Origin of the sequence: Catellatospora sp. TT07R-123 (assembly GCF_018327705.1) — a bacterium.
GTDB lineage: Bacteria > Actinomycetota > Actinomycetes > Mycobacteriales > Micromonosporaceae > Catellatospora.
Genome location: NZ_BNEM01000001.1, coordinates 1,278,908 through 1,305,769, shown reverse-complemented (window position 1 = coordinate 1,305,769; position 26,862 = coordinate 1,278,908). Strand labels below are relative to the sequence as shown.

Genomic DNA, 26,862 nt, shown 5'->3' with positions numbered 1-26,862 from the left:
GGTGGAGTTCCTCGTCGACATGGTGACCACCGTCCCGCCCGGCACGACCGACGGCGAGATCGCCGACATGCGCGCCCGGGAGGCGGTCCGGGCCGCCGAACTGGCCGCCCAGGGACACCTGGTCCGCCTGTGGCGCCCGCCGCTGGCGCCGGGGGAGTGGCGCTCGTGGGCACTGTTCCAGGCCGACGACGCCGACCAGCTGGAGACGGCCCTGGCGTCGATGCCGCTGCGGGTGTGGCGGCACGACACCGTCACACCGCTGACCCCGCATCCCAGCGACCCGGGGTCGGCCGGGCGGCTCAGCGGAACGGGTCGTCCTTAGGGAGCCAGACGTCGGCGCCGTCCAGCCCGAGCGGGCCGACGTCGCGGGTCAGCGCCTCGGCCACCGCCCGCACCGCGATGCGGGCCTCGTCGCGCCGCCACACCAGCGACCAGGTCCAGCACGGCTCCGGCGCCACCACCTGCCGCCGGGCCAGGTCGGAGGGCACCGGGACCGTCTGCCCCTTCGGCGAGTTCACCACCGGCCGCCGCAGCCGGCGGACGCGGTCGAAGAAGCCGGGCCCGGTGACGCCGCCGTCGTCGACGCGGACCAGGGTGGCGCCGGTGTCGGCGGCGAACCGCTCGGCATATCGGTTCCACGACGACCAGCTCGCCGTGTCGGCGTCCACCAGCACGACGGTGTCGGCGGCCGCGACGGGGGACATGTCGGCGCCGGGGGCGACCGCGTACAGCCGGTCGGCGCCGATCACCCGCCCGTCCAGGCCCAGCTCGGCCAGGTCGGCGAGCTGCACCCAGCACACGGCCAGGTCGATGCTGCCGTCGGCCACCCGGCGCGCCTGCGCGTGCGAGGGCATCACCCACGTGTCCACGTGCAGCTGCGCGATGCCCGACACCCGCGCGGCCAGGTCGCCGGGCAGCCAGTTGACGTAGCCGAGCCGGACCGACTCGTCGGCGGCCAGCCCGGCGGCGGTGCGGCGCAGCTCGTCGGCCTGGTCCAGCAGCGCCCGGGTCCGGCCGAGCAGGGTCTGGCCGCACGGGGTCAGGGTCACGGTCCGGCGGTCGCGCTCGAACAGGCGTACCCCCAGGTCCCGTTCCAGGGCCTTGATCTGCTGCGAGAGGGAGGGGCCCGCGATGCGCAACCGGGCGGCGGCCCGGCCGAAGTTCAGCTCCTCGGCCACGGCGACGAAGTACCGCAGCTGGCGCAGCTCCACACCCGCATCGTAGTGCGCTGGGAGGCTGCGCCTACCAGCAGGGAGCAAACCGGTCGTGGCGGGTGGGCCCGGCGCGGCGCAGGCTTTGACCTGTACATCGGCGGAGGTGCCGGGACCGGCTGACCGGCCGGGACACCACCGCCCGGAACAGAAACGAGAGACTCTGATGAACACTTCGAAGGTCGCCGTCGTCACCGGCGCGTCCCAGGGCATCGGCGCGGCGCTGGTGGCCGCCTACCGCAAGCTCGGCTACGCCGTCGTGGCCAACTCCCGCACCATCGCCCCGTCCGACGACCCGATGGTGCTGACCGTCGCGGGCGACATCGCCGCCCCGGGTGTCGGCGCCCGGGTGATCGAGCAGGCGCTGGCGACGTACGGCCGGGTCGACACGCTGGTCAACAACGCCGGCATCTTCCTCGCCAAGCCGTTCACCGAGTACACCGACGCCGACTACGACCTGGTCACCGGGGTCAACCTGCGCGGCTTCCTCGAGATCACCCAGCGGGCGGCCGCCGCGATGCTCGAACAGGGCGGTGGCCACATCGTCAACATCACCACCAGCCTCACCGACCACGCCAACAGCAGCGTGCCCTCCGCGCTGGCCTCGCTGACCAAGGGCGGCCTCAATGCGGTGACGAAGTCCCTGGCCATCGAGTACGCCACCCGCGGCATCCGTGTCAACGCGGTGTCGCCGGGCGTCATCCGCACCCCGATGCACCCGGACGAGACCCACGGGTTCCTCGCCGCCCTGCACCCGGTCGGCCGGCTCGGCGAGGTCGCCGACATCGCCGACGCGGTCATCTACCTGGAGCAGGCCGGTTTCGTCACCGGCGAGATCCTCCACGTCGACGGCGGCCAGAGCGCGGGACACTGAGCCTGCCCCACGCGCACGGGCGGCGCCCGGGGGCCGCTGCCCGTGCCACCCTCCGAACGAGACAGGACGAAGATGCGCACCCTGCTGCGAGATCTCGGCGTCACCCTGCCCGTGCTGGCCGCGCCGATGGCCGGTGGCGCGGGCACCCCGGAGCTGGCCGCGGCGGCCGCCCGCGCCGGGTCGCTGGGCTTCGTCGCCGCCGGATACCGGACGCCGGAGCAGTTCGCCGAGCAGCTGACCGCGACGGCCGCGGCCGGGGTCCCGTTCGGGGCCAACCTGTTCGCCCCCAACCCGGTGCCCGTCGACCCCGCCGGGTTCCGCCGGTACGCCCAGCTCATCGCCCCGGAGGCCGAACACCTGGGCGTCGTCCTCGACGCGGCGGCGCCGGTCGAGGACGACGACGGCTGGCAAGCCAAGCTCGACGTGCTGCGCGCCCACCCGGTGCCGGTCGTCAGCTTCACCTTCGGCATCCCGGCCCGGCCGGACCTCGCGCTGCTGCGCCGGACCGGGGCGCTGCTCGTACAGACCGTCACCAGCGTCGACGAGGCCAGGGCCGCCGCCGAGGCCGGGGTGGACGCGCTGGCCGTGCAGGCCGCCGCGGCGGGCGGGCACTCCGGCACGCTAACCCCGGCCCGCCTGCCGGCCGACGTGCCGCTGCCGGACCTGGTCGCAGCGGTACGTGCCGCCGTCGGCCTGCCCGTGCTGGCATGCGGCGGACTGGGCACCCCGGCGGCGGTCGCCGCCGCCGTACGCGCCGGCGCCGACGCGGTCGCGGTCGGCACCGTGCTGCTGCGCAGCCACGAGGCGGGCACCTCGGCACCGCACCGGGCCGCGCTGGCCGACCCGGCCCGGACCGAGACCGTGCTGACCCGGGCGTTCACCGGCCGCCCCGCCCGCGCCCTGCGCAACGGGTTCACCGACCGCCACAGCGCGCAGGCGCCCTCCGGCTATCCGGCGCTGCACCACCTGACCAGCCCCATCCGCAGAGCCGCCGCGGCCGCCGGTGACCCCGAGCGGCTGCACCTGTGGGCCGGGACCGGCTTCGCCCACGCCACCGGCGAACCCGCCGCCGCGATCCTCGCCCGCCTGTCCGCCCAGCTGTGACCAGTCCGCACCGAATCCTGGGAGAGCCTCATGACCAGCCACGACACCGAGATCCTGCGCCCGCTGCTGGAGGACTGGAAGTCCGGCGTGGACGCGCACGACCCCGAGGCGGTGGCGGCGGTGTTCGCCGACGACGCCATCTTCCAGGGGCTGCACCCGTACAGCGTCGGGCCCGACGGGGTGGCGGCGTACTACGCGGCGCAGCCGCCGGGGCTGGGGGCCGCCTACGAGATCCGCGAGACCCGGCGGCTGGCCGAGGACGTGGTCCTGGGCTACCTGAGCGTCGAGTTCACCTTCACCGACGGCCGGGCGCCGCTGCCGGTGTTCCTGAGCGTGATCGCCCGCCGCGCCCAGGACGGCTGGCGCCTGGCCCACTACCAGGTCTCCAAACTCGGCTGACCTGACACGCCCGGCCGCGACCAGGCACTCGTCCGAATGAAGTGTGTTCGTCTGATATCGACGTATGAGGGCAGGACACCCTAGATTTCCGGGTATGGCTACGGAGATGCAGCTACGGAAACTGGACAAGGCCTTCAGTCACCTGGACGCCGACGGCAGCGGCTACGTCGAGCAGCAGGACCTGCACAACCTCGGCGTGCGGCTGCTGGCGAACTTCGGCGTCGACGGCGACGCGCCCAAGGCCCGGCGGATGGCCGAGGACTTCGGCATGTTCTGGCAGGAACTGGCCAAGACGCTCGACGTCGACCACGACCGGCGGCTCAGCCTCCAGGAGTGGCGCGCGGGCATGACCTCGGCGTTCGTACACGGCGACGCCTTCGACCGCAGCTTCCGCCCCGGCGCGCTCGCGGTGCTGCGCCTGGCCGACACCGACGACGACGGCCTGGTCAGCCGCGACGAGTTCGCCACCATGCAGCGCGCCTTCGGCACGCCCGTCGGCGAGATCAGCCTCGCCTTCGACAAGCTCGACGCCGACGAGGACGGCTTCCTCACCGTCGACGAAATGATGGTCGGCGTCCGCCAGTTCTACATCGGCGCCGACGAGACCGCCCCCGGCAACTGGTTCTTCGGCACCGTCTGAGCCCCCGGCGGCACGGCACGGCGCGGCGCGGACCGTCCGCGCCGCGCCTTTACCCGTGGTGCCGAGGCGGCCCCGCAGCGGGCACCGAAACTTCCGACCGTTCCGGTCGAGTCATGTCGATCACTGCGTGCTTGACATTCCCGGAATTGTTTCAAGGTCTAATGGGCCACGGGCGCCATTGGCGCGCTCGCATATCGATTGTTCAGGCATTATGCGGAGATGGGGCCCGCGCCGGGTTACCGCAGAACTTCCGGAAGTTGTTGACAGTCCCGTCGGGACGGTCCAATACTGCGTGCATCGATGAAAGTCGACGCTCGTCGGACCTCGGCCGTAGCCACGACCTGGCACTCAGCCGTCGACCGGATCACGCCCACACGTCCCTGGCATGATCCGCTGCCGCGTGACGGCCGACCGCCCCGGCGACCCGCGACAGCATCGAGTCGAGTCCCGCAGCCTGGCCCGCCGGCTGCCCTCCCGAGAAGGATGCACTCGCGTGAACGATCACCCCTCCCACCCCCGGCCCCGCAGGCGCAACCTGGTCAAGCCGCTCATCGCCGGCCTGGCCGCCATCGCGCTGGCCGCCGCCTCGATGGCGCTGTCCGGCACGGCCCACGCCGAGGCCGACCGGACCATCACCTCGAACTCCACCGGCTTCCACAACGGGTTCTTCTACTCGTACTGGAAGGACAACGGCAACGTCACCATGAACCTGGGTGCGGCCGGCCAGTACAGCGTCCAGTGGAGCGGCATCAACAACACCGTCGTCGGCAAGGGCTGGAACCCCGGCTCCAACCACACCGTGAACTACTCCGGGAACTTCAGCCCCAACGGCAACGGCTACCTGGCGCTGTACGGCTGGACCACCAACCCGCTCATCGAGTACTACATCGTCGAGAACTTCGGCAGCTACAACCCGAGCACGGGCACCACCCGGCTGGGTTCGGTCACCACCGACGGCAGCACGTACGACATCTACCGCACCCAGCGTGTCAACCAGCCGTCGATCATCGGCACCGCGACGTTCTACCAGTACTGGAGCGTCCGCCAGCAGCACCGCACCGGCGGCACCATCACCACCGCCAACCACTTCAACGCCTGGGCGAGCCTCGGCCTCAACCTGGGCACCCACAACTACCAGATCCTCGCGACCGAGGGCTACCAGAGCAGCGGAAGCTCCAACATCACCGTCAGCGAGGGCAACCCGCCGACCAGCCAGAGCCCGTCGGCCAGCGCGAGCCCGCGGCCGAGCCCGTCGACCTCGCCGGGCACGGGCGGCGGAGGCTGCCGCGTGACCAACGCGCTCAACCCGTGGAACAACGGCCTCACCGACAACATCACCATCACCAACACCGGTTCGACCGCCGTCAACGGCTGGTCGTTGCGCTTCACCCTCGCCTCCGGCCAGACCATCACCTCCGGCTGGAGCGCCACCTACTCGCCGGCCAGCGGCCAGGTGACCGCGACCAACGTCAACTACAACACCGCGATCCCGCCAGGCGGATCCACCACCATCGGATTCCAGGCAACCCACACCGGCAACAGCTCCGCACCCACCGGATTCTCCCTCAACGGCACCGCCTGCAGCTGATCAGCAAGACCGCATAGGCGCAACCCCTGAGGGCGGCTGCCCCGGCAGGCGGGACCAACCGCCGGCCGGGGCAGTCTGATGCTCGTTGACATCACACATCATATGACTTAGCTTTGGCTGCATTCAGCGAGGGCCGGGCCGTCGGCCCCTTCCCGAGAAGCGAGCATCGATGAAGCAGCGAGCATTCTGGTCGGTCGCCGTGGCGGCGACACTGGCCTTGGCCGGCTGCGGAAGTGCCACTGGCACAGACTCCTCCAACAGCACGAGCGGCAAGCTCGTCGTGTGGGACTGGAAATCCGGTGACAAGACCGCGACCGCGTACGTGGCGAAGGCGAAGGCCGACTTCGTCAAGAAGCACCCAGGGGTGACCGTCGAATTCGTCGCCCAGCCGTTCGATCAGTACTACACGCTGCTCGGTGCGGCGATCCAGGCCGGAAAGGGTCCGGACGTCATGATGTTCAACGGGGGCGGCCAGATTCGCGACCGGGTGGACGCCCTGGTGCCCCTGGACGGGTTCGTCGCACCGGACCAGCAGCGCCTCACCGGATGGGATGCCTTCGCCAAGGACGGCAAGACCTACGGCGCGCCCGTCACGCTGCAGGGCTACCCCGTCTACTTCAACAAGACCCTGTACAAGACGGCCGGGCTCGACCCCCAGCGTCCGGCCACCACCTGGGACGGGTTCACCGCCGACTGCGCCACCATCACCAAGGCCACCAAGGCCAGCTGCTTCGCCCTGGGCAACAAGGAGGGCATCGGCATCCAGTTCTTCCTGTCGGCGTTCGGGTCGGGCATCCTCACCCCCCAGGAGTACGACAGCTGGATCGCCGGGCAGCGTGACTGGACGTCCCCGCACGTCAAGCAGGTCTTCCAGCTGTGGAAGGACGTCAACGACCGGGGCCTGAACAGCAAGGGCGGCAACTCGACCACGCTGTTCACCGACGCCTTCGGCATCTTCCAGTCGGGCAAGGCCGTCAACATCATCGGCCTGATGTCCGACATCGGGCACTGGAAGGACTTCAACGAGTTCCTCGGACCCGACAACGTCGGTGTCATGAAGTCCCCGGTCATCGCCGCGGGCGCCACCCCCAGCCTGCCGTTCGACGGCGGCATCGGCTACGCCGTCGCCAAGTGGACCAAGGACCCGGCCCTGGCCGCCGACCTCGTCCGCTCGCTGACCTCGACCGAGGCCCTCACCGCGTTCTATGCCGACGCCGGTGCGGTGGTCTCCGACACCACCGTGCAGACCTCGAGCGGCGGAGCGGCGATCAGCGCCATCGTGGCCGACCTCAAGACCGGCAAGCCGGCCCTGCACGTCGCGCTGTCGTCGAAGACCATCGAGCTGATGGGCCGGCTGTCCCAGCAGATCCTCGAAGGCACGGTCAGCGTCGACGACGCGCTCAAGCAGCTCGGTGAATCGGACCGGAGCTGACACGTGCAGCTCGGTGATTCTCCGCCGCTTTCGGCCCGCCCCGCCCCGCTGGGGCGGGCCGATGGAACAGGACACGCCCACCGCAAGACGCGACGGGCCGGTCTGCTGTCCGGGGAACGACTGTCCCCGTTCGTGCTGATGGCCCCCGCCGTCCTCGTCATCGTGCTGTTCAGGTTGTGGCCGCTGCTGCTGGGAGTCAACTTCTCCCTGACCGGTGACGGCGACCGCAACGGTGTCGTCGTCGGCCTGGACAACTACGTCGAGCTGTTCGCCGATCCGCTGTTCCTCGGTGCGCTGCGCAACGTCGGATGGCTGGTGCTGCTGCTGCCCGTCGCGGTGGCGATCCCCGGCATCCTGGCGACCTTCATCTACCTCCGGGTGCCCGGCCACCGGTTCTACCGCAGCGTCTACTTCTTCCCCGCGGTGCTGTCCCCGGTCATCGTCGGTTCCATCTTCAACCTCCTGCTGTCGTTCGGCGGCCCGCTCAACCGCCTCCTGGACGTGCTGGGCATCGGCCCGGTCGACTGGCTGGGCGACTCGCACGTCGCGATGTTCACCGTGGTCGGCGTCCACATCTGGGCGACCTTCGGCATGGCGCTGGTGGTCTTCCTGTCCGGGTTCGCGACCCTCGACCCGGCGCTGCTCGACGCCGCCAGGTCGGACGGCGCCACCCTGCCGCAGGTGATCCGCCACGTCATCGTGCCGGGCCTGTCGCGCACCATCCAGTTCGTCTTCGTGACCACCATGATCGGCATGCTGACCTCCATGTTCGGCCTGATCTACGTGATGACCAGCGGAGGCCCGGGCGGGTCGACGTACCTGCCCGAGTACTACATCTGGATCCAGCAGGGCCAGATGAACCGCCCGGCCTACGCCTCGGCCGCCTCGACAGTGCTCTTCCTGGTCATGCTCGTCGTCGGGCTCGCCCAGGTCAGCATCCTGCGACGTACCGGAAGGGAGGACTGATGCGAGGCGCCCGAATCAGCCGGTGGCTGATCGCAGCCCCCATGGCACTGCTCGCGCTGGCCACGATCTACCCCCTGGTCTTCACCGCCAACGCGGCCATGAAGACGCGCCACGACTACGTCCTCGACAGGTTCTCCCTGGCCGACTCGCTGCGCTGGGACAATGTGGTGACGGCGTGGACCAGCGCCGGCACGGCGCGCTATTTCCTCAACTCCGTCATCGCGGTGACCGGCGCCGTGGCTCTGCTGCTGCTGTTCGGCTCGATGGCCGGGTTCGCGCTGAGCCATCTCCGCTTCCGCGGCTCGCGGGCGCTGCTGCTCGGCTGCCTGGCGGCGCTGTTCGTGCCGTTCCAGGTCATCATGGTTCCGCTGGTGCGGACCATGGCCGACACCGGGCTGGTCGACACCTATCCCGGACTGATCCTGGCCTACGTCGCGCAGTTCCTCCCGTTCACGATCTACCTGATGGCCAGCTACTACAGTGCCATTCCGGCCGAGATCGTGGACGCGGCGCGCATCGACGGCAACACCACCTACGGCGTCTATCTCAGGATCATGCTGCCCATGGGGCTGCCGGCTCTGCTGTCGGTCGGCGTGCTCAACGCGCTGTTCTGCTGGAATGACGTGCTCATCGCCCTGCTGCTGATGCCCTCGGCGGAGCACCGGACTCTCATGGTCGGGGTGACCTCGCTGAGAGGGCAGTACTCGGCTGACATTCCCACGTTCGCCTCGGGAGTGCTGATCGCCGCGGTGCCCGTACTGGCGGTCTACCTGTTCTTCCAGCGCCGGATCGCCGACGCTGTCACCGCCGGTTCGACGAAAGGCTGACATGCGCATCACTGGGTTTCGCGCCCTGACCACCGTCCAGGAATGGGGCCGCGCTGTCGGTGACGCCAACGGTGTCTTCGCCGACGGCGTCACCGAGGTCCCCATCGTGCTGGTGACCACCGACGAAGGCATCACCGGTGTCGGCATGGGCTCGCACGTGCAACTGGAGGCCGTCTTCGCGGCGATCGAAGGCGAGGACCCGCGGAGTGTGACGGCACTGTACGACCGCATGCAGCGGCAGACGTTCAAGGCGGGGCATGCCGGGGCGGTGTCCGGCACCATCGGAGCGTTCGACACCGCGCTGTGGGACATCAAGGCCAAGGCGGCGGGGGAGCCCCTGTGGCGGCTGCTGGGCGGACGGGACCGGGCAGTGCCGGCGTACGCCTCCGGTCTGGATATCGGCCTCGACGACGAGGAGCTGGTCGCCGCCTACCAGGCCTACGCCGAACGCGGCATGCGTGCGGCCAAGCTGAAGGGGGGCCTGGACGTCGAGCGCGACCGGCACCGCCTCGCCCTGGTGCGTGATGTGCTCGCCGACACCGGCGGCGTCTCGCGGCCGGGCCTGATGCTCGACGCGAACGAGTGCTGGAACCGCAAGCAGGCAGTCCGCTACGTCAGCGAGCTCGAGCGCACGCTGGACCTCATCTGGGTCGAGGAGCCGGTGCGCCGCTGGGATGCCGAGGGCCTGGCCGCGGTGGGATGCGGGGTGCGGGCGGCGGTGGCCGGCGGTGAGAACCTGAGCGGCCTGGAGCAGTTCCGCGGCCTGCTGGCCGCCGGCGCACTGGACATCGTGCAGACCGCGTCGGTGTGGGGCGTGACGCACTTCCTGCGGGTGGCGGCCCTGGCCCATGCCCACGACCTGCCGGTCAGCCCCATCGGAACCCACCCGGTCGGTCTGGTGCACGCCGCCACGTCGGTGCCCAACCATCTGTCCACCGAGCTGCAGATCATCCAGCCGCCGGTCGGGGTGGCGGTGGACGTCCGGGTCGAGGACGGTGCCTTCGTCCTGGGAGACAGCCCCGGCCTGGGCATCGTCGTGGACGAGGACGCTGTCGCCGCCTGCTCGGCGCGGCCCACCACGGTCGCCTACGACGGGCCGGGCGTCCGGCCGGAGCGGGCTGGCCAGCGGATGCCGGCGGCAGCCTGATCGCGGGTGTCGTGGCAGACGCGTCCACCGGGCGAAGTCTCGCGGTGGACGCGCCGCAGGGCGCGGACAGGCTCACCTGAGTGGTGAGCGGCTCCCGCCGATGGCCACGCATAACACTTTTGTGCGAGAATTATGGCTCTGCGCGGTGAGCTGGCAGGTAAGTGACATATGACATCTTACCTGTGACGTCCTCGGGGGCATACCATGTCCCGTGTCGGGGCAGGCGATTCTGATTCATGTTCCAGGGGGCTTCGTTGGCACGGCAGGTTGCGGCTGGTCCGTTCGGCATGGCCCATGCCGCGTCCGGTGAGGTCGTCCCGCCCCGGGTGCGCGGCACGAAGCTGGGCATCAACGTGGTGCAGCAGATCGTCAACGACATCGTGCGCGGCGCGCTGCCGCCGGGCTCGACCCTGTCCCCGGAGAACGAGCTCTGCGATCAGTTCGGCGTCAGCCGCACGGTGATCCGCGAGTCGGTCAAGGTGGTGCAGGAGAAGGGCCTGGTTCGGATCGAGCACGGCCGGGGCACCCAGGTCACCGACCCGCGCCAGTGGAACCTGCTCGACGACGTGGTGCTCACGGCCATCATCGCCCACGACGCGAACCTGTCGTTCCTGGACGAGCTGGTGGCCACGCGCACGGCGCTCGAGGCTGACATGGCCGCCGCGGCGGCGAGGTCGCACACCCACGAGGACAGGCTGCGCATCAGCGGGGCACTCGAGCTCATGCGCTCCAAGATCAACAATGTGCCGGAGTTCGGCGCGGCCGACGCCCACTTCCATGACATGGTCATGGCGGCCTCGCGCAACCGCCTCGGGCGGGCCATCGTGAACAGCATCCACGACAAGGCGCGCGGCAGCATGCGCTACCACGGGGAGTACAACGAGGCCGTCATGCTGCGCACGCTGGCCGAGCACCAGGCGGTGCACGACGCGGTCCTGGCCGGCGACGCCGAGGGTGCCGCGGCGGCCATGCGCGCACACATCGTCGGCTCCTGGAACCGCCGCCGCCCGAACCTGGACGCCGACCAGCCCGCGACCGCCGCGCGCAAACGGGCACGCTGATCGAGCCACTGCCGGCCGGCGCGTCGGACGTGCGTCGCCCGGGCGGTTCGACACAGCGGACCACCCGGGCGCGGCCCGTCATCCGAAGGCGGCGGCCAGACGCCGCTCATCGATGCCGTAGACGCGCGCCGCGGTCGCCGCAAGGATGTCGTTCCATCCCGCGTCGTCGAGGTCGGGCAGGCTGTGCCGGACGATCTCCAGCGTCCGGCCATAGGGTTCGTGGAGCAGGCAGATCGGCCAGTCGCCGCCGTACATGAGCCGGCGCGAACCGAACAGGTCCAGCGCCGCACCGATGCACCCGCCGACCCGCGCCAGCGCGGACCGGTCCGGGTCCCGCCTGAGGTACAGCCCCGACAGCTTGGCGCAGGCCAGCGGGTGCTCGGCCAGCGCCTCCAGCGAGCGCAGCCACTGCCGCGACGGGGAGGCGTCACCCGACACGGGCGGCGAACCCAGATGGTCCAGTATCAGGTGAAGACCGGGATGCCGCCGTGCCACCTCGGCGGCGACGGCCACCGCCTGCGGCCCGGCCGTCACGAAGTCGAACGGGATCCCGGACTGCTCCAGCAGATCCAGGCCCGCGTCCACCTCGGCACCCAATATCCAGTGCGGGTCCGGTCGCTCGTGGATGAGGTTGCGCACCCCGACCAGGAGGGGGTTCTCCCTCAGCCGCGCCAGCCGGGCCGCCGCGCGGGCCGGCTGGTCCAGGGGGACCCAGCCCACCACGCCGACGACCTGCGGATGTGCGTCGGCGGTTTCCAGCATGAGGTCGGTGTCGAAGTCGTCGTCGGCCGACTGCACCAGCACGACCGCTCCGACACCGTGCCCGGCGAGGCCGGGAAGCAGCTCGCTCAGCGTCATGGTGCGGTCGATGGGAGAAAGCTCCGGCGTGAGCCAGGGGTATCGGCCCCGCGACGGATCCCACACGTGGATGTGTGAGTCGATCACCTTGACATTGCTGATGTCCGGCATGAAGTGACTCCTGAGCAGCGGTTGGCTGACGTCGCGTCCGCAGTGGACGCGAGTCCGGGCGGCGGGTGGGAGCTGACCTTGTCAACTCGCTAAACATATGATGTCATATGTGCGCCGCCAGCTGAAGCCCCCACCGCATGGCGACGAGCCGGCGGCAACCGGCCCGAGTTCGGCACGAAGTGCTCCGCCCTGGAAGGAACGTCATGCAGCAGGCCATATATCAGGGCACCGGGCGCATCAGCGTCGTGGACGTGCCCGAGCAGCCCCCGGCCGCCGGCGAGGTGCAGATCGACGTCGCCTATACCGGCATCTGCGGCACCGATCTGCACATCCTGCACGGCGCCATGGACCACCGGGTCGCCGTCCCCGCCGTCATCGGCCACGAGATGTCCGGAACCGTCGCGCGACTCGGCGAAGGAGTGCACGGCTGGGCCGTCGGCGCTCCCGTCACCGTCCTTCCCGTCCTGCCCTGCGATGACTGCCCCACCTGCCGCGCCGGTCACGGCAACGTCTGCCCCCGCCTGACCTTCATCGGCATCGACAGCGTCGGTTCGATGCAGCAGCGCTGGAACGTGCTCGCGCGAGCGCTCATCGGTCTGCCCGACGGGCTGGACCTCGCCCACGGCGCGCTGGCCGAGCCGACGGCGGTCGCCGTGCACGACGTGCGGCGCAGCGGACTGGCCGGGGGCGAGCGCGCCGTCGTGGTCGGCGGCGGCCCGGTCGGCCTGCTCATCGCGGTCGTCGCCCGCCACGCCGGTGCCCAGGTCCTCATACTGGAGCCCAGCGCCCCACGGCGGGCGACAGCCGACCGGCTCGGCTTCACCACCATCGACCCCTCCCGCGGCGACACGGCCGATGCCGTCCGTGACTGGAGCGGCGGCCACGGCGCGGCCGTCGCGTTCGAGGTCTCCGGCGCGGCGGCAGGGGTGAACGTCGCCGTGGAAGCCCTGGCGCCGCGCGGCAGGCTCGTCATGGTGGCGATCCACCCCACCCCCCGAAACGTCGACCTGCACCGGTTCTTCTGGCGCGAACTGACGATGCTGGGCGCCCGTCTCTACAGCCAGGACGACATGCAGACCGCGGTGGCGCTGGTCGCCTCCGGACAGATCCCGGCCGCCGACCTGATCACCCGGATCGAACCGCTGGGGCAGGTCGACGGCGCCTTCGCCGCCTTGGCGTCCGGAGCAGGAATGATGAAGATCCTCCTCGACTGCGGGGGGCAGCGGTGAGCACGATGTTCGACCTGAGCGGAAGACTCGCCGTCGTCACCGGCGCTCGCCGCGGCATCGGGTTGGCCATCGCCGATGCGCTGGCAGCGGCCGGTGCCGACATCGTCGCCGTCAGCGCGCAGCTTGAGCACGAAGGCAGCGAGGTGGCCCGCCGCGTGACGCGACACGGCCGGCACTGCGAGGTGCGGGCCGTCGACTTCGCCCGCAGAGACGCGGTCGCCGGCCTGGCGGCGGAGCTGACGCGGCGGCACCGGCCCGTCGACATCCTCATCAACAACGCGGGCACCATCGCCCGGGCTCCGGCGGCCGAGCACAGCGACGAAGACTGGGACCGAGTCCTGGCCGTGGACCTGACCGCCCAGTTCGTCCTCGCGCGCGAAGTCGGCCGGGCGATGCTGGCCCGCAGCACCGGGAAGATCGTATTCACCGCCTCGCTGCTCAGCTTCCAGGGCGGTATCACCGTCCCGGGCTACGCCGCGGCGAAGTCCGGCGTGGCGGGACTGACTCGGGCGCTGGCCAACGAATGGGCACCGCACGGGGTGAACGTCAACGCCATCGTGCCCGGCTACATAGCCACCGACAACAACCAGGCCCTGCGCGACGACGCCCGGCGCAACACGGCGATCCTCGACCGCATCCCCGCCGGACGGTGGGGGACGCCGGCCGACCTCGCCGGCGTGGCGGTGTTCCTTTCCTCGGCGGCATCGGACTACGTGCATGGAGCGCTCATCCCGGTCGACGGCGGCTGGCTGAGCAGGTGAACGGGCCGGGCTCCCACCCGCCGTCGCGGACCGGCAGCCGAGCGTCACACACACTGGAGGAACCGTGCAGGTCATCGGCTTACACACCCGACTCCGCCCTGGTCTCGAAGAGACCTACGAACGGATCCATGCGAGGCTGTCGCCCGAGCATGAGCAGGCCCTACGCGACAGCGGTGTGCACTCCTGGCACATCTGGCGGGACGGTCTCGACCTGTTCCACACGATCGTCTGCGCGGACTGGGCAGGCATGGAGGAGGCGATGGGCAGACTGGAGCTGACGCACCGGTGGCACGACGTCATCCACCCGATGCTCGACCTGGCGGTGTCTCAGCGAGGGCCGCTGCCGCTGGTCTGGAAGCTGCCCGAACATACCGCCGCCACGCCGGCCGACGACCGGACAGGGGAGGCCGCGTGACCGGAGCCGATCACCGGATGCCGCAGCGTCCGCTCGGCCGTACCGGCATCGACGTCACCGTGCTGGGCTTCGGTGCTTCCGGCATCGGCAACCTGGGCTATGCCACCGCGGACGGCGACGCCGCAGCTGCCGTCGGCGCGGCCTGGGACGCCGGCATCCGGATGTTCGACACCGCCCCCCACTACGGCCTGGGGCTGTCCGAACGCCGCCTGGGCGAGGCACTGCGACGGTACCCCCGCAGCGAATACGTGCTGTCGACCAAGGTCGGCCGGCTACTGCGCCCCAACCCGGCACCCACCGGATCGGACCTCGCTTCCGGCGGCTTCGCCGTCCCCGACGACCTGACCAGGGGATGGGACTTCACGGCGGCCGGGGTCGAACGCAGCCTGGAGGAGAGTCTGCGCCGGCTCGGCGTGGACCGCATCGACATCGTCTACGTCCATGACCCCGACGATGCCGTCGACGACGCGGTCAGGCACGCGATCCCCGCGCTGGTGAAGCTGCGGGACCAGGGAGTGATCGGTGCGGTGGGCGTCGGCATGAACCAGTGGCAGGCGCCGCTGCGCATGGTCGGGGAGACCGACCTCGACGTGGTCATGCTCGCCGGCCGGTACACGCTGCTCGACCGGTCGGGGACGCGGCTGCTCGACGAATGCGCCCGGCGCGGGGTCGCGGTGGTGGCCGCGGCTCCCTTCAACTCCGGCCTGCTGGCCCGGCCGTGGCCACCCGACGACGCGCGCTACGACTACGGCCCCGCCCCGCAGGACGTGTTGCGGCAGGCCCGGCGCATAGCCGGGACGTGCCAGGCGCACGGCACCGTGCTGCCCGCCGCGGCGGTGCAGTTCCCGCTGCGCCATCCCGCGGTGGCATCGGTCGTCACCGGGATGCGGTCGGCGCGTCACGTCGACTCCGTGGTGACGGGCGCGTTCGCCCGGCTGCCGGACGCTCTGTGGCACGCGGTCGGCTGATCGTCGGCAGGAGACGACGCGGTCCGTCGGACAGGGTCGACGCCCTGCCCGACGGACCGCATGGGGCGGTCATGGAAGATCCGCACCCCCCGGCCCGGCCGCCCCGGTGCGGCTGGGCCGGGTGATCAGGGCGTCAGCCTCGGCTCCACTTCTGGTCGTTGCCGCCGGTGCAGGTCGCCAGGACGATCGGGGTGCTGTTGGCGCCCCCTGCGCCGCTGGGAGCCAGGCAGATGCCGGACTGGACGCCGGTGATGGTGCCGTTGGTGTTGACGTTCCACTGCTGGTTGGCGCCTCCGTTGCAGTCCCAGATGATGACCTTGGTGCCGGAGCCGGTGCCCTGCGCGTTGGCGTCCAGGCACTTGCTGCCGTACACCTGCAGCTGCTTGCCTGCCGTGTAGGTCCACTGCTGGTTGGCGCCGCCGTTGCAGTCCCACAGGGTCACCTGGGTGCCGTTGGTCTGGGCCTGGCCGGGCACGTCCAGGCACCTGCCGGAGTTGGTGTTGAGGACCGGACTCGTGCTGCCGCCCGGCCCGCCCACCACGGACAGGTTGTCGAACTGGGCGGTCTCACCCTGGCTGGTGCCGAACCCGACCTGGCCGGTGCCGAAGGTGGAGTCGGTGGCGGTGCCGACCGTGGTGCCGTCGACGGCGGCGGTGATGCTGCCGTTGGAGAAGGCGAGGGAGAGGCTGTGCCAGCGGTTGGTGCCCAGCGCCGAGACCGTGCCGCTGCGCAGGGTGGTCAGCTGTCCGCTGGTGTTGTTGCGCAGGATCGACCAGGAGCCGGTGTCGGTGACCCGCAGGAAGTAGGCGTTGTAGTTGCCGATCGGGTCCAGGTTCGTCGACCCGACGTGGCCTTCCAGCTGGGCGTATCCGGACCGTTCGAGCATGACCTCGGCGGAGACGGTGTAGTTGCCCCAGTTCAGGTTCCCGCCGTAGGTCGCGGGGTCGGCGAGGGTCTTCCAGGTGATGGGAGCCTGCTGCGACATCTGGCGCAGGCACATGCCGGACCGGCCGCCACCGCAGGAGACGACCTCGAAGGCGCCCTGCATGTCCTGTAGGTACCTCGGCATCCGGCCGGTGGCGTACCCGTCGAAAGTGTCGCTGTACGGGAGGTTCAGCGAGCCCTGCCCCGGGCTGGTCGCGGTGCCCTTGCCCTGTCCGGTGGTCGTGGTGATGCTGTAGAGGTAGCCGGGCTGTACGGTCAGCGAGAAGGCACCGCCCGACGGGGTGATGTCGCTCGTGTGCACGAAGAAGTCGCCGGTGTTGTTCGAGTTCAGGTTGGTCGCCCAGACGTGTACCTGGCCGGTGGACAGGCCGCCGGTGACGTTGAGGTTGAGCTGCTGGGCGCTCGTGGCATCCATCGTCTCGATGATCGTGCTGTAGTCGGTGTTGTTGGTCGACTTCAGCGACACGTAACTGCCGTTGTTGCGGTTGCCGCCGAGGTAGCCGCTGGAGGAGTCCAGGTACTTCCAGCCCGGCGCGGTGAACTGGGTCGTGTGCGCCAGGGCCCAGTTGTTCTTGCCCACGGAATACCAGCCCGACCACGGCTGGTTGGCCAGGATCAGCCCGACGGTGGCCCACGGGAGGTTCGGGGTGATCGCCGCGATCAGGTCCCAGTTGAGGTAGGCGACCATCCTGCCGTCGATGTAGCCGCGGTTGATGCCCCGGGCCAGTGGCTTGGCGCCGTCGTTGTAGTCCTGCGAGCCGCCCTCGCTGTTCCACAGCGTCTTGCCCGTGCCGGTGGCGGTCGACGACACCGGGCAGGAGCTCTGCGCGCTGAGGTAGCCGCACACGTAGTGGGCGCTGAGCACGTCGATGCTGCTGCGCAGGGTGGAGTTGCCGGCGACCGTGTTGGCCGGGCCCCAGCTGCCGGGGTAGTCGTCACCGAAGATGATCTTCACGCCGCTGTAGCCGTTGCTGTTGAGCGCGGAACGGAGGTTGATGGTCCAGGTCGCGTCGGTGCGCTTCTCGTTCTGCGCGGCGGTGATGTAGTCCATGGTCAGGTTGTGCTGCCGGGCGCAGCCCAGCCAGTCCAGATAGTAGTTGATCATGTCCTGGGACATGAAGTTGCCGTTGCCGATCCAGCCCGGGGCGCCCCAGGGCAGCGCGGCCAGCCTGATGTTGGGGTTGCGGGCCTTGGCCTGCTCCATGATCCACCACTCGTAGCCGCGGTTGCAGTCGAGGTCCCCGCGGACGTGCTCGTGGCTCGGCTCGGAGCCGCTGGTGGAGTTGGTGTCGCCGCCCATCTCGACCTTGAGGATCTGCAGGGCGGCACCGTAGCCGGGCTTGAACAGGTAGTCGAGGATCTGGCCGCGCTGTGGCTCCGGGTAGTCGATGAGCAGTCGGCTGTTGCCGCCGCCGCCGCTGACCGCCCCCACTCCGTCGAACGTCTGTCCGCCGGAGGAACCGTTGATGGTGATCGACGTGGCGGCCTGCGCTGGGTCGGCGGCCACCGCCACCAGGCCCGTGGCCGCCAGGGCGGCCGCGGCCAGTGCTGCCGCCGGCCGCGACCAGTGAAGAATTCGTCTCGTTCTCAGCATGGAATGGATCCCTTCGGGAAGCGGAACGGATGCGCCGGACCGGGCACGGCGCCGGTGCTGCGGACTCCGCCGTCCGCGCCGGCTCGCCGACGCGGACGGTGCGGACGATGCAGACGTCAGCGGTAGCCGGCGGCCACGATGTTGGCCTGAACCGCGTTCTCGGTCGCGTCGGACGGGTAGCCGGCGACGATCGCGCCCTCGTAGAAGGTGCCGGCGCTGAGGTTCGCGCCGCCGCCCGGCTTGCAGCAGTCGCCCCCGCTGCCGAGGATGATGGCGCCCTGCTTCTTCATGGGGCTGTACCCGCCGGGCAGGCCTCCGTCCCACAGGGTGAACAGGCTGCCGGACTGGGAGTTGCTGCCCTTCATGGCGAAGCGCGAGGTGCCGTTGTTCTTCAGCGTGGCGGTGACGAACTTGCTCGTGAACGCCCGCTGGTTCGAGTTCCAGGACTGGCTGCCACCGGAGTACAGGCCCCACTCGAGGTCTGCCTGGACCCACGGACCTGCTCCGGAGCAGCCGCCGAACCAGCACTGCGTGCTGAAGTTGATGGCGTCCATCGCCCCGGCGGCGTCGGCGCTGCGGGTGGTCTCGCTGTTGCCGTAGTCGAAGCAGCAGCCGCCGTTGGCATGGACACCGCTGGTCACCATGTACATGCCCTCCGGCGCGCTGCCGGTCGGCACGCCGGTCAGGTGCCCGTCGCGCCAGTAGCTGTTGCCCGGATTGATGTACAGCGAGTACGCCTTGCTGCCGCCGACCGTGAGCGACTCCGAGGTCGCTCTGGCCGGACTGCTCTGGCTGGAGCCGGGCACGACGCTGGAGCCCTGGTACCACAGGTCGTTGCCGCGACCGGACTGGTCGTACACGACGGTGATGACACAGGTCGTGCCGGCGCAGAAGGAGTCCTGGGTGCCGGCGTTCGCCACGCCGCCGGTGCTCAGCACGGCGATGTTCCTGGTCGTGTTGTCCGAGGACCGTCGCACCTGGTAGAGATTGCCGCTGTACGACTGGTAGAGCGCCCGGGTGGTGCTGTGGGCGGCCACGCAGGGCGTCCCGCCGGCGGCGTAGATGTCACAGGGGCCCGAGCCGGGCGGCGGTGTGGTCGTCGTGGACTGACTCCACTGTTGGTTGGCGCCGCCGCCGCACGACCAGATGATGATCTTCGTGCCGTTGGCGGTGGCGGCGCCGTTGGCGTCCAGGCACAGCCCGGACTGCACGCCGGTGATCGTGCCGTTGGTGTTGAGGTTCCACTGCTGGTTGGTCTGGCCGTTGCAGTCCCAGATGATCACCTGGGTGCCGTTGGTCGTGCCGCGGCCGCTCGCGTCGAGGCACTTGCCGCCGTACACCTGCAGCTGCTTGCCGGACGTGTAGGTCCACGACTGATTGGCCTGACCGCTGCAATCCCACAGCTGGATCTGGACTCCGTTGTCGGTGCTGGAGTTGGGCACGTCCAGGCAGCGGCCGGACTGGCCGCCGGTGATCGGCGTGGGTGTGCCGACTGTCGCCGCCGAAGCGACGCCACCAGCGGCCAGCAGGGTCAGGCTGCCGATGAGGAGGGCGACGAGCGTGGCGCCCGATGCGGGCGACCATCGCCTCCGCTGGGCACTTCGCTGATTCGAATAGTCCATGGCCGGGTTCCTTGAGTTCGTTGGGCCGGGTGAAGACGTCCGGACTGCGGTGCTTGTCGAATCGATTCAGAGCGATGGTAGCGCTCACATCGGCAAGGTCAATACGGCAGACTTCAGCGTCATGGCCTGTACCGGAGTGCGACTCCTGAGGTAGATGGGCGATAACAGAACGGGCACGACTCTTTTTTGGATCAATGCGAATGACATTGCTTGTCGCCCGCGACGGAGGTTGGGCCGAGAACGTTTGTGGACAGTCGTTGACACCGGATTAATGTGGCGGGAATGATGGCCGTGGAGCCCGATAGGCGGCGCCGTGGGTGAGGGCAGAACCATCCGACGGCGGCGGCTTCGTCATGGCACGCCTCTGTAGCAGACAGATCCGGGCGGTACCCGATCCTGCACGCACAGATCCTCCAGGAGATGCGTTGAAACCCGATCTCATGTCCTCGCCCCGGCGCCGGATCCTCGCCGCCGCGGTCTCCGCGGTATCCGTCGTGGCCGCCGCCACGGCCGGGTTGCTGCTCGGTGCGGGTGAGGCCGCGGCCGGCACCCTGTCCGGCAGCTTCTACCGCGATCCCACCTCGGCCGTGAACCAGTGGCTGGCCGCGAACCCCAACGACTCGCGGGCCTCGCTGATCAGCCAGCGCATCGGCAGCCAGCCGCAGGCGCGGTGGTTCGCGTCGTACAACCAGAGCACGATCCAGTCGCAGGTCGCCTCGTACGTCGGCGCCGCCAACGCGGTGAACCAGATTCCGGTGCTGGTGGCGTACATGATCCCGAACCGGGACTGCGGCGGCGCCAGCGCCGGCGGCGCGCCGAGCTACTCGGCGTACCGGACCTGGGTGGACGCGTTCGCCGCCGGTCTGGGCAGCCGTACCGCGGTGGTGATCCTCGAACCCGACTCGCTGGCGTTGCAGACGTGCCTGTCGGCCAGTGAGAAGTCCGAGCGCAACTCGGCGCTCAGCTACGCGGTCGGCAGGCTCAAGCAGGCCGACCCGAGTGTGAAGGTGTACCTCGACGCGGGGCATTCGGCCTGGAACAGTGCCTCCGACACCGCGTCGCGGCTGCAGGCCGCCGGTGTGGCCAACGCCGCCGGGTTCTTCTCGAACGTGTCCAACTTCCACTGGACCGCCGACGAGGTCAACTTCGGGCGCAACGTGCTCAACGCGCTCGGCAACGGGAACCTGCACCAGGTCGTCGACGTCAGCCGCAACGGCAAGGGCGCGCTGGGCAGCGAGTGGTGCGACCCGGCCGGTCGCGGTACCGGTGCCGCGCCGACCACGGCGACCAACGAGTCGACCGTGGACGCGCTGCTGTGGATCAAGCCGCCGGGTGAGGCCGACGGCTGCGCCGCCGCGGCGGGCACGTTCGTGCCGGACCTGGCGTACTCGCTGGCCCAGAACGGTGTGGTGACCAGCCCACCGCCGAGCACGTCGGCCTCCCCGTCCCGGTCGGCCTCGCCGTCAGCCTCCCCGTCGCGGTCGGCCTCCCCGTCGCCGTCGGGGAGCACTCCGGCCGGGGCCTGCACGGTGGCATACCGGGTGGAGAACCAGTGGGACAACGGCTTCACCGCCTCGGTCACCCTGACCAACCGCGGCCCGGCCATCACCGCCTGGACCGTCACCTGGTCCTACGCGGGTAACCAGCAGGTCACCAGCGCCTGGAACACCGTGCTGACCCAGAGCGGCACCGCGGTCACGGCCAAGAACGTCGGTTACAACGGCTCGGTCGCCACCAACGGCAGCACCAGCTTCGGCTTCCAGGCGACCTACAGCGGCACCAACACCAGTCCGACCGTGTTCAAGCTCAACGGCACCACCTGCAGCTGAACCGTGCCGGAGCCCGGACGTCGCCCGACGTCCGGGCTCCGGTCATCCCGTACGGCGAGCCGGACCCGCTCGCCGCCGACCTGGCCGCAGCCCCCTCCTGCCGAGTTCCGGATCGTGCGAGCCTCCGCATCGGGCCGCCGGGGAATCCCACTGCTACCGCCGCAAGTCATGTGATGTGTAACCCACGACTTTCGCGTAGAAAGTCCGCCCTGGCCATGGCATCGCCCTCGGTCGGGCCGCCCGTGCCGCTGCCGTGAAGTGGGTCTGATCAGGTAATTCCCGACCGCGCGGCGGTCGATAGGCAGTCGTTGACATGTGACGTGATATGTCGCTACCGTGGTGCTGTCCCTTGGGGACATACGGCCCAGGGCAGAGGGCCGAGCGCCGTCGAAGCAGCCGTGTGGTGAAGAACGTCGGGCCACCCGCGGCCGCGCTCCTGGACTCATCGCCCAGGTCGGCTCCACCTGCCGACGACATCGACCAGCCGCTGCCCGCCCGGGTACGGCGGTCCCGGCCGTGCTGTCGGAATGCACCAGCCGCACGCGGCCACCGGCAGGGCCGCCCCCGCTCCCAAGCAAGGAGACAGCATCGTGACAACAGTCCATATCCGAAGGCCGCGGCACCGATGGCTGGCCGCACTCGGCACGGCCGCCATGGTCGTCGCGGGCGCCCTGGCGGTGACCGCACTGACCGGACCGTCGGCGTACGCCGCGACGACCGCGGGCTGCGGCAAGGCCCCCACGCTGCACAACGGGACGTACACCGTCCAGAGCAGCGGCCAGAGCCGCAGTTTCATCCTGCGGATCCCCGACGGTTACAGCAACACCCGGCCATACCGCCTGATCTTCGCCTACCACTGGCGGGGCGGCACCATGAACGACGTCTCGTCCGGCGGAACCAGCGGCACCACCTGGTCGTACTACGGGATGCAGGAGCAGTCCGACAACAGCGCGATCCTGGTCGCCCCGCAGGGCATCGGAAACGGCTGGGCCAACACCAACGGCGCGGACCTGACCTTCACCGACGACATGGTCCGGATGATCGAGAACGATCTGTGCGTCGACACCGCCCAGCTGTTCGCCATGGGCTTCAGCTACGGCGGTGGGATGAGCTACGCCGTCGCCTGTGCCCGCGCGACCGTCTTCCGGGCCGTCGTGGTCTACTCCGGCGCCCAGCTGTCCGGTTGCAGCGGCGGCAGCCAGCCGGTCGCCTACTTCGGCATCCACGGCGTCTCCGACAACGTGCTCAACATCTCGCAGGGCCGGTCGCTGCGGGACACGTTCCTGCGCAACAACGGCTGTGCCGCGCAGAACGCCCCCGAACCGGCTCCGGGAAGCGGCAGGCACATCACGACCACGTACTCCTGCCGCGCCGGGTACCCGGCGCAGTGGGCCGCCTTCGACGGCGGCCACGGCCCGGCGCCGGTGGACGGATGCTCCGGCTGCGAGGACGGCGTCAGGACCTGGAGCAAGGGGGAGGCCTGGCGATTCCTGTCCCAGTTCGGTGCCGGCCCGGCACCGAGCTCGCCGCCGCCGAGCAGCCCCGCACCCGGCCGGTCGAACGTGCTGATGGTGGGCCAGCAGTCGGGCCGCTGCGTCGACGTGCCCAATTCCGCCACCGCGAACGGCACCCAGGTGCAGCTCTGGGACTGCCATGGCGGAACCAACCAGCGCTGGACCTACACCGCGAGCCGGCAGCTGACGGTGTACGGCAACAAGTGCCTGGACGCCAATGGCAGCGGTACGGGCAACGGCACGGCCGTGATCATCTGGGACTGCAACGGGCAGGCCAACCAGCAGTGGAACGTGAACTCCAACGGCACGATCACCGGCGTCCAGTCGGGGCTGTGCCTCGACGTCAGCGGCCAGGCGACCGCCAACGGCACGAAGATCCAGCTGTGGAGCTGCCACGGCGGCGCCAACCAGCAGTGGACCCTGCGTAACTGATCACCTGACCGGTGGCGGCGGCGAGCCGCGGTACGGCAGCCCACGCCGCCGCCACCCCTTCCCCCATCACTACCCGATAACGGAGTCGAACAGTGAGAATCACCTTGCGGCGGGCGTCGATGCGCGCGCTCGCCCTGGTCGTGGGCCTGTCGTGCCTGGCGGTAGCCGCTCCACACACGGCCCGCGCGGACAACCCGATCGTGCAGCACATCTACACCGCCGACCCGGCGCCGCTGGTCTACAACGGCCGGGTCTACCTGTACACCGGACACGACGAAGACGCCTCGACCTACTTCACGATGCGCGACTGGCGCGTGTGGTCGTCGGCGGACATGGTGAACTGGACCGACCACGGTTCGCCGATGAGCCTGGCGACCTTCAGCTGGGCCAGCTCCGACGCCTGGGCGGGCCAGGCCGTCTACCGCAACGGCAAGTTCTACTGGTATGTGCCGATGCGGATGTCCAACGGATCGCAGGCGATCGGCGTCGGGGTGTCGGACAGCCCGACCGGACCGTTCCGCGACGCCCTCGGCCGTCCGCTGATCCAGGGCTCCGAGATCGACCCGACCGTCTTCATCGACACCGACGGGCAGGCGTACCTGTACTACGGCAACCCGCACCTGTGGTATGTGCGGCTCAACGCCGACATGATCTCGTACTCGGGCAGTCCGACGCAGATCCCGCTGACCACCTCGGGCTTCGGCACCCGCAGCGGAGACGCGAACCGGCCGACCCTGTACGAGGAGGGGCCGTGGTTCTACAAGCGCAACAGCCTCTACTACATGGTGTTCGCGGCGAAGTGCTGCTCTGAGTTCATCGCCTACTCCACCTCGACCAGCCCGACCGGGCCGTGGACCTACCGCGGGACCATCATGCCCACGCAGGGCGGCAGCTTCACCAATCACCCCGGGGTCGTCGACTTCAACGGCGGCTCCTACTTCTTCTACCACAACGGCGCGCTGCCCGGCGGCGGCGGCTACACGCGGTCGGTCGCCGTGGAGAAGTTCAGCTACAACAGCGACGGCACGATCCCGACGATCAACATGACGGCGACCGGTGCGCCGCAGGCCGGCACGCTCGACCCCTACGTCCGGCAGGAGGCGGAGACCATCGCGTGGGGCAGCGGCATCGAGACCGAGGCCGCGGGCGAGGGCGGGATGAACATCGGCTGGATCGAGAACGGCGACTACGTCAAGGTCAAGGGCGTCGCCTTCGGCACCGGTGCCAGCTCGTTCACCGCCAGGGTGGCCTCGGGAGCCGGCGGCGGCCGGATCGAGGCGCGGATCGACAGCGCGACCGGGACGACAGTCGCGACCTGCACCGTCGCGGGCACCGGCGGCTGGCAGACCTGGGCGACGGTGTCGTGCCCGGTGACCGGCGCGACCGGCACCCATGACCTCTACCTGCGCTTCACCGGCGGCAGCGGGTACCTGTTCAACATGAACTGGTGGCAGTTCACCACCGGCCAGGCCACCGGCTACCCGACCGGCTACCACCCGCTCGTCATCGGCAACAACGGCCTGTGCGTGGACGTGAGCGGCATGTCGACCGCGGCCGGCGCGGCGATCGTCCAGAGCACCTGCGGCGGCCAGAACAGCCAGAAGTTCCAGTTCGTGCCGGTGTCCGGCGGCTACGGCCGCCTTCAGGCGCAGCACTCGGGCTACGACGTGGCCGTGGCCAACAGTTCCACCGCCGCCGGAGTCCTCAACATCGTCCAGCAGGTGCCCAACAGCGCGTCGAACAGCCTGTGGCTCCCGGTCCAGCAGTCGGACGGCTCGTACTCGTTCCGGAATCAGAACAGCGGCCTGTGCCTGGACGTGTACGGCGCCAACAGCACCGTCGGCCAGCAGCTCGACCAGTGGCAGTGCAAGAACGCCCCCGGCAACAACCAGGACTTCTCACCGCGCTGACAGCAGGGGCGCATCCCGCCCCCGGCAGGCAAGGAGCTGCTCATGAAACGAACATTCGCCGCGGCGGCGGCCGCGGCACTGGTCACGCTGGGCTTCGTGGCCGTGGCCGCCCAGCCCGCGTCAGCCGCGACGCTGACACAGGTGGTGAACTTCGGCAACAATCCCACCAACCTCAACATGTACGTGTACGCGCCGGACACGACGGCATCGCGCCCGGCGCTGCTGGTGCTGGTCCACTACTGCGGCGGATCGGCGTCGCAGATCTTCGGAGGCAACGGCCACGACTACGCGACCGCCGCGGACCGGTACGGCTACGTCATCGTCCTGCCGGAGGCCACCCGCTCAGGCCACTGCTTCGACGTCTCCACGGCCCAGGCGCTGCGGCGTGACGGCGGTGGCGACTCCACCGGCATCATGTCGATGGTCAGCTGGGCACGCACGCGGTACAACGTCGACTCGTCCCGGATCGTGGTGAGCGGCTTCTCGTCCGGGGCGATGATGACCAACGTCCTGGCCGCCGAGTACCCGGACGTCTTCGCGGCCGCCTCGGCGTTCTCCGGCGTACCGGCCGGATGCTTCGCCACCACCGACGGTTCGCTGTGGAACAGCCAGTGCTCCGGCGGCAACATCAGCAAGACGGCGCAGCAGTGGGGAGATGTCGCGCGTGCGATGTATCCCGGCTACACCGGCCGCTACCCCCGCATGCAACTGTGGCACGGCACCACGGACACCACGCTGGCCTACCCGAACTTCAACGAAGAGGTCAAGCAGTGGACCAACCTGAACGGGCTGGGCCAGACGCCGTCGTACACTGACAGCCCGCAGGCGAGCTGGACCCGGGCGCGCTACGGCAACACGGGCACACAGGCCACTGTCGAGGCGGTGAGCATCTCCGGCACCGGGCACACGCTGCCGCAAGCCGGAATGCTGGCCTATTCCATCTCGTTCCTCGGTCTGGACGGCAGCGCACCACCCAGCAGCCCGCCCCCGAGCAGCCCGCCCCCGAGCCGCTCGAACGTGATGATCGTCGGGACCGAGTCCGGCCGCTGCCTCGACGATCCGAACGGCTCCACCGCCAACGGAACCCAGATGCAGCTGTATGACTGCTGGGGTGGCAGCTCACAACGGTGGACGTACACGTCGAACAGGCAGTTGACCATTTCCGGCAAGTGCCTGGACGCCAGCGGCCACGGCACGACCAACGGGACCCAGGTGATCATCTGGGACTGCAACGGCCAGGCGAACCAGCAGTGGAATCTCAACGCCGACGGCACCATCACCGGGGTCCAGTCGGGGCTCTGCGCAGACGCGGCAGGCGCCGCCACCGCCAACGGGACGAAGATCCAGCTGTGGAGCTGCCACGGCGGCACGAATCAGCGATGGAGCCTGCGCACCTGACGCGAAGGGCGCCGTGACAGGCTGCTT

Annotated in this window: 23 protein-coding genes; 19 read left to right on the top strand and 4 right to left on the bottom strand. The window is 69.9% G+C overall.

The genetic code is table 11. From position 1 onward, the window contains the following. Position 1 precedes the first annotated feature (1 nt). Complete coding sequence (locus Cs7R123_RS05400) at positions 2-322, top strand: muconolactone Delta-isomerase family protein (protein ID WP_212823883.1); 321 nt, start codon at positions 2-4, stop codon at positions 320-322. Here the strand turns inward: Cs7R123_RS05400 and Cs7R123_RS40675 are convergent. Beyond that, the gene (locus Cs7R123_RS40675; RefSeq protein ID WP_212823881.1) at positions 300-1,211 is read right to left on the bottom strand and encodes a LysR family transcriptional regulator; all 912 of its coding nucleotides are present in this window, start codon (positions 1,209-1,211) and stop codon (positions 300-302) included. The two genes, Cs7R123_RS05400 and Cs7R123_RS40675, sit on opposite strands and share 23 nt — an antisense overlap. Before the next feature lie 166 nt (positions 1,212-1,377). On the opposite strand from Cs7R123_RS40675, the gene Cs7R123_RS05390 reads away from it, so the two are divergent. The 10 genes from Cs7R123_RS05390 (at position 1,378) to Cs7R123_RS05345 (ending at position 11,249) form a co-directional block, all read left to right on the top strand. Continuing rightward, positions 1,378-2,085 (top strand): SDR family NAD(P)-dependent oxidoreductase, encoded by a 708-nt coding sequence (locus Cs7R123_RS05390; protein ID WP_212823880.1) that lies wholly within the window; start codon positions 1,378-1,380, stop codon positions 2,083-2,085. Between the two features lie 72 nt (positions 2,086-2,157). After that, positions 2,158-3,189, top strand: a complete 1,032-nt coding sequence (locus Cs7R123_RS05385; protein WP_212823878.1) for a nitronate monooxygenase — start codon at positions 2,158-2,160, stop codon at positions 3,187-3,189. Positions 3,190-3,219: 30 nt separating this feature from the next. Beyond that, positions 3,220-3,588 carry an SgcJ/EcaC family oxidoreductase gene (locus Cs7R123_RS05380; RefSeq protein WP_212823877.1) on the top strand — a complete coding sequence of 123 codons (369 nt, stop codon included), beginning with the start codon at positions 3,220-3,222 and terminating at the stop codon, positions 3,586-3,588. A gap of 94 nt (positions 3,589-3,682) precedes the next feature. Next, entirely contained in the window at positions 3,683-4,228 is a 546-nt protein-coding gene (locus Cs7R123_RS05375) for an EF-hand domain-containing protein (protein WP_212823875.1), read from the top strand. Positions 4,229-4,721: 493 nt separating this feature from the next. Further along, entirely contained in the window at positions 4,722-5,816 is a 1,095-nt protein-coding gene (locus Cs7R123_RS05370) for a glycoside hydrolase family 11 protein (protein WP_308442871.1), read from the top strand. 169 nt (positions 5,817-5,985) lie between these two features. Then, on the top strand, positions 5,986-7,248 hold the full coding sequence (locus Cs7R123_RS05365) for an ABC transporter substrate-binding protein (protein WP_212823873.1): 1,263 nt from the start codon (positions 5,986-5,988) through the stop codon (positions 7,246-7,248). A 138-nt stretch (positions 7,249-7,386) separates the two neighbouring features. Further along, complete coding sequence (locus Cs7R123_RS05360) at positions 7,387-8,214, top strand: carbohydrate ABC transporter permease (protein WP_212828890.1); 828 nt, start codon at positions 7,387-7,389, stop codon at positions 8,212-8,214. Next, positions 8,214-9,041 carry a carbohydrate ABC transporter permease gene (locus Cs7R123_RS05355; RefSeq protein ID WP_212823870.1) on the top strand — a complete coding sequence of 276 codons (828 nt, stop codon included), beginning with the start codon at positions 8,214-8,216 and terminating at the stop codon, positions 9,039-9,041. The genes Cs7R123_RS05360 and Cs7R123_RS05355 overlap by 1 nt, the downstream gene beginning before the upstream one ends. 1 nt (position 9,042) lies before the next feature. Then, a complete protein-coding gene (locus tag Cs7R123_RS05350; protein ID WP_212823868.1) occupies positions 9,043-10,188 on the top strand; it encodes a mandelate racemase/muconate lactonizing enzyme family protein in 1,146 nt (381 codons plus the stop codon). A 254-nt stretch (positions 10,189-10,442) separates the two neighbouring features. Then, entirely contained in the window at positions 10,443-11,249 is an 807-nt protein-coding gene (locus Cs7R123_RS05345) for a FadR/GntR family transcriptional regulator (protein WP_212823865.1), read from the top strand. A gap of 78 nt (positions 11,250-11,327) precedes the next feature. Here Cs7R123_RS05345 and Cs7R123_RS05340 read toward each other — a convergent pair whose 3' ends face one another. After that, positions 11,328-12,218, bottom strand: coding sequence for an amidohydrolase (locus Cs7R123_RS05340; RefSeq protein ID WP_212823862.1), 891 nt, complete (start codon positions 12,216-12,218; stop codon positions 11,328-11,330). Positions 12,219-12,421: 203 nt separating this feature from the next. Here Cs7R123_RS05340 and Cs7R123_RS05335 point away from each other — a divergent pair, with 203 nt between their 5' ends. From Cs7R123_RS05335 to Cs7R123_RS05320, 4 genes are all read left to right on the top strand, one after another. Beyond that, entirely contained in the window at positions 12,422-13,447 is a 1,026-nt protein-coding gene (locus Cs7R123_RS05335) for a zinc-binding dehydrogenase (protein ID WP_212823860.1), read from the top strand. A gap of 5 nt (positions 13,448-13,452) precedes the next feature. Beyond that, a complete protein-coding gene (locus Cs7R123_RS05330) occupies positions 13,453-14,208 on the top strand; it encodes an SDR family oxidoreductase (protein WP_280517309.1) in 756 nt (251 codons plus the stop codon). A 64-nt stretch (positions 14,209-14,272) separates the two neighbouring features. Further along, positions 14,273-14,623 (top strand): L-rhamnose mutarotase, encoded by a 351-nt coding sequence (locus Cs7R123_RS05325; RefSeq protein WP_212823855.1) that lies wholly within the window; start codon positions 14,273-14,275, stop codon positions 14,621-14,623. Beyond that, positions 14,620-15,591: an aldo/keto reductase gene (locus Cs7R123_RS05320; RefSeq protein WP_244871626.1), complete on the top strand. Its 972-nt coding sequence runs from the start codon at positions 14,620-14,622 to the stop codon at positions 15,589-15,591. The genes Cs7R123_RS05325 and Cs7R123_RS05320 overlap by 4 nt, the downstream gene beginning before the upstream one ends. A gap of 133 nt (positions 15,592-15,724) precedes the next feature. On the opposite strand, the gene Cs7R123_RS05315 is transcribed toward Cs7R123_RS05320, so the two are convergent. Then, positions 15,725-18,130: a ricin-type beta-trefoil lectin domain protein gene (locus Cs7R123_RS05315; RefSeq protein ID WP_212823853.1), complete on the bottom strand. Its 2,406-nt coding sequence runs from the start codon at positions 18,128-18,130 to the stop codon at positions 15,725-15,727. Between the two features lie 116 nt (positions 18,131-18,246). Then, positions 18,247-19,752 (bottom strand): arabinofuranosidase catalytic domain-containing protein, encoded by a 1,506-nt coding sequence (locus Cs7R123_RS05310; protein ID WP_212823850.1) that lies wholly within the window; start codon positions 19,750-19,752, stop codon positions 18,247-18,249. Between the two features lie 425 nt (positions 19,753-20,177). On the opposite strand from Cs7R123_RS05310, the gene Cs7R123_RS05305 reads away from it, so the two are divergent. The 4 genes from Cs7R123_RS05305 (at position 20,178) to Cs7R123_RS05290 (ending at position 26,835) form a co-directional block, all read left to right on the top strand. Continuing rightward, positions 20,178-21,581: a glycoside hydrolase family 6 protein gene (locus tag Cs7R123_RS05305; protein WP_244871625.1), complete on the top strand. Its 1,404-nt coding sequence runs from the start codon at positions 20,178-20,180 to the stop codon at positions 21,579-21,581. 653 nt (positions 21,582-22,234) lie between these two features. Continuing rightward, complete coding sequence (locus tag Cs7R123_RS05300; protein ID WP_212828884.1) at positions 22,235-23,527, top strand: RICIN domain-containing protein; 1,293 nt, start codon at positions 22,235-22,237, stop codon at positions 23,525-23,527. 92 nt (positions 23,528-23,619) lie between these two features. Beyond that, positions 23,620-25,437, top strand: coding sequence for a family 43 glycosylhydrolase (locus Cs7R123_RS05295; protein WP_244871624.1), 1,818 nt, complete (start codon positions 23,620-23,622; stop codon positions 25,435-25,437). Positions 25,438-25,479: 42 nt separating this feature from the next. After that, positions 25,480-26,835 (top strand): PHB depolymerase family esterase, encoded by a 1,356-nt coding sequence (locus Cs7R123_RS05290; RefSeq protein WP_212823848.1) that lies wholly within the window; start codon positions 25,480-25,482, stop codon positions 26,833-26,835. Positions 26,836-26,862: the final 27 nt, after the last annotated feature.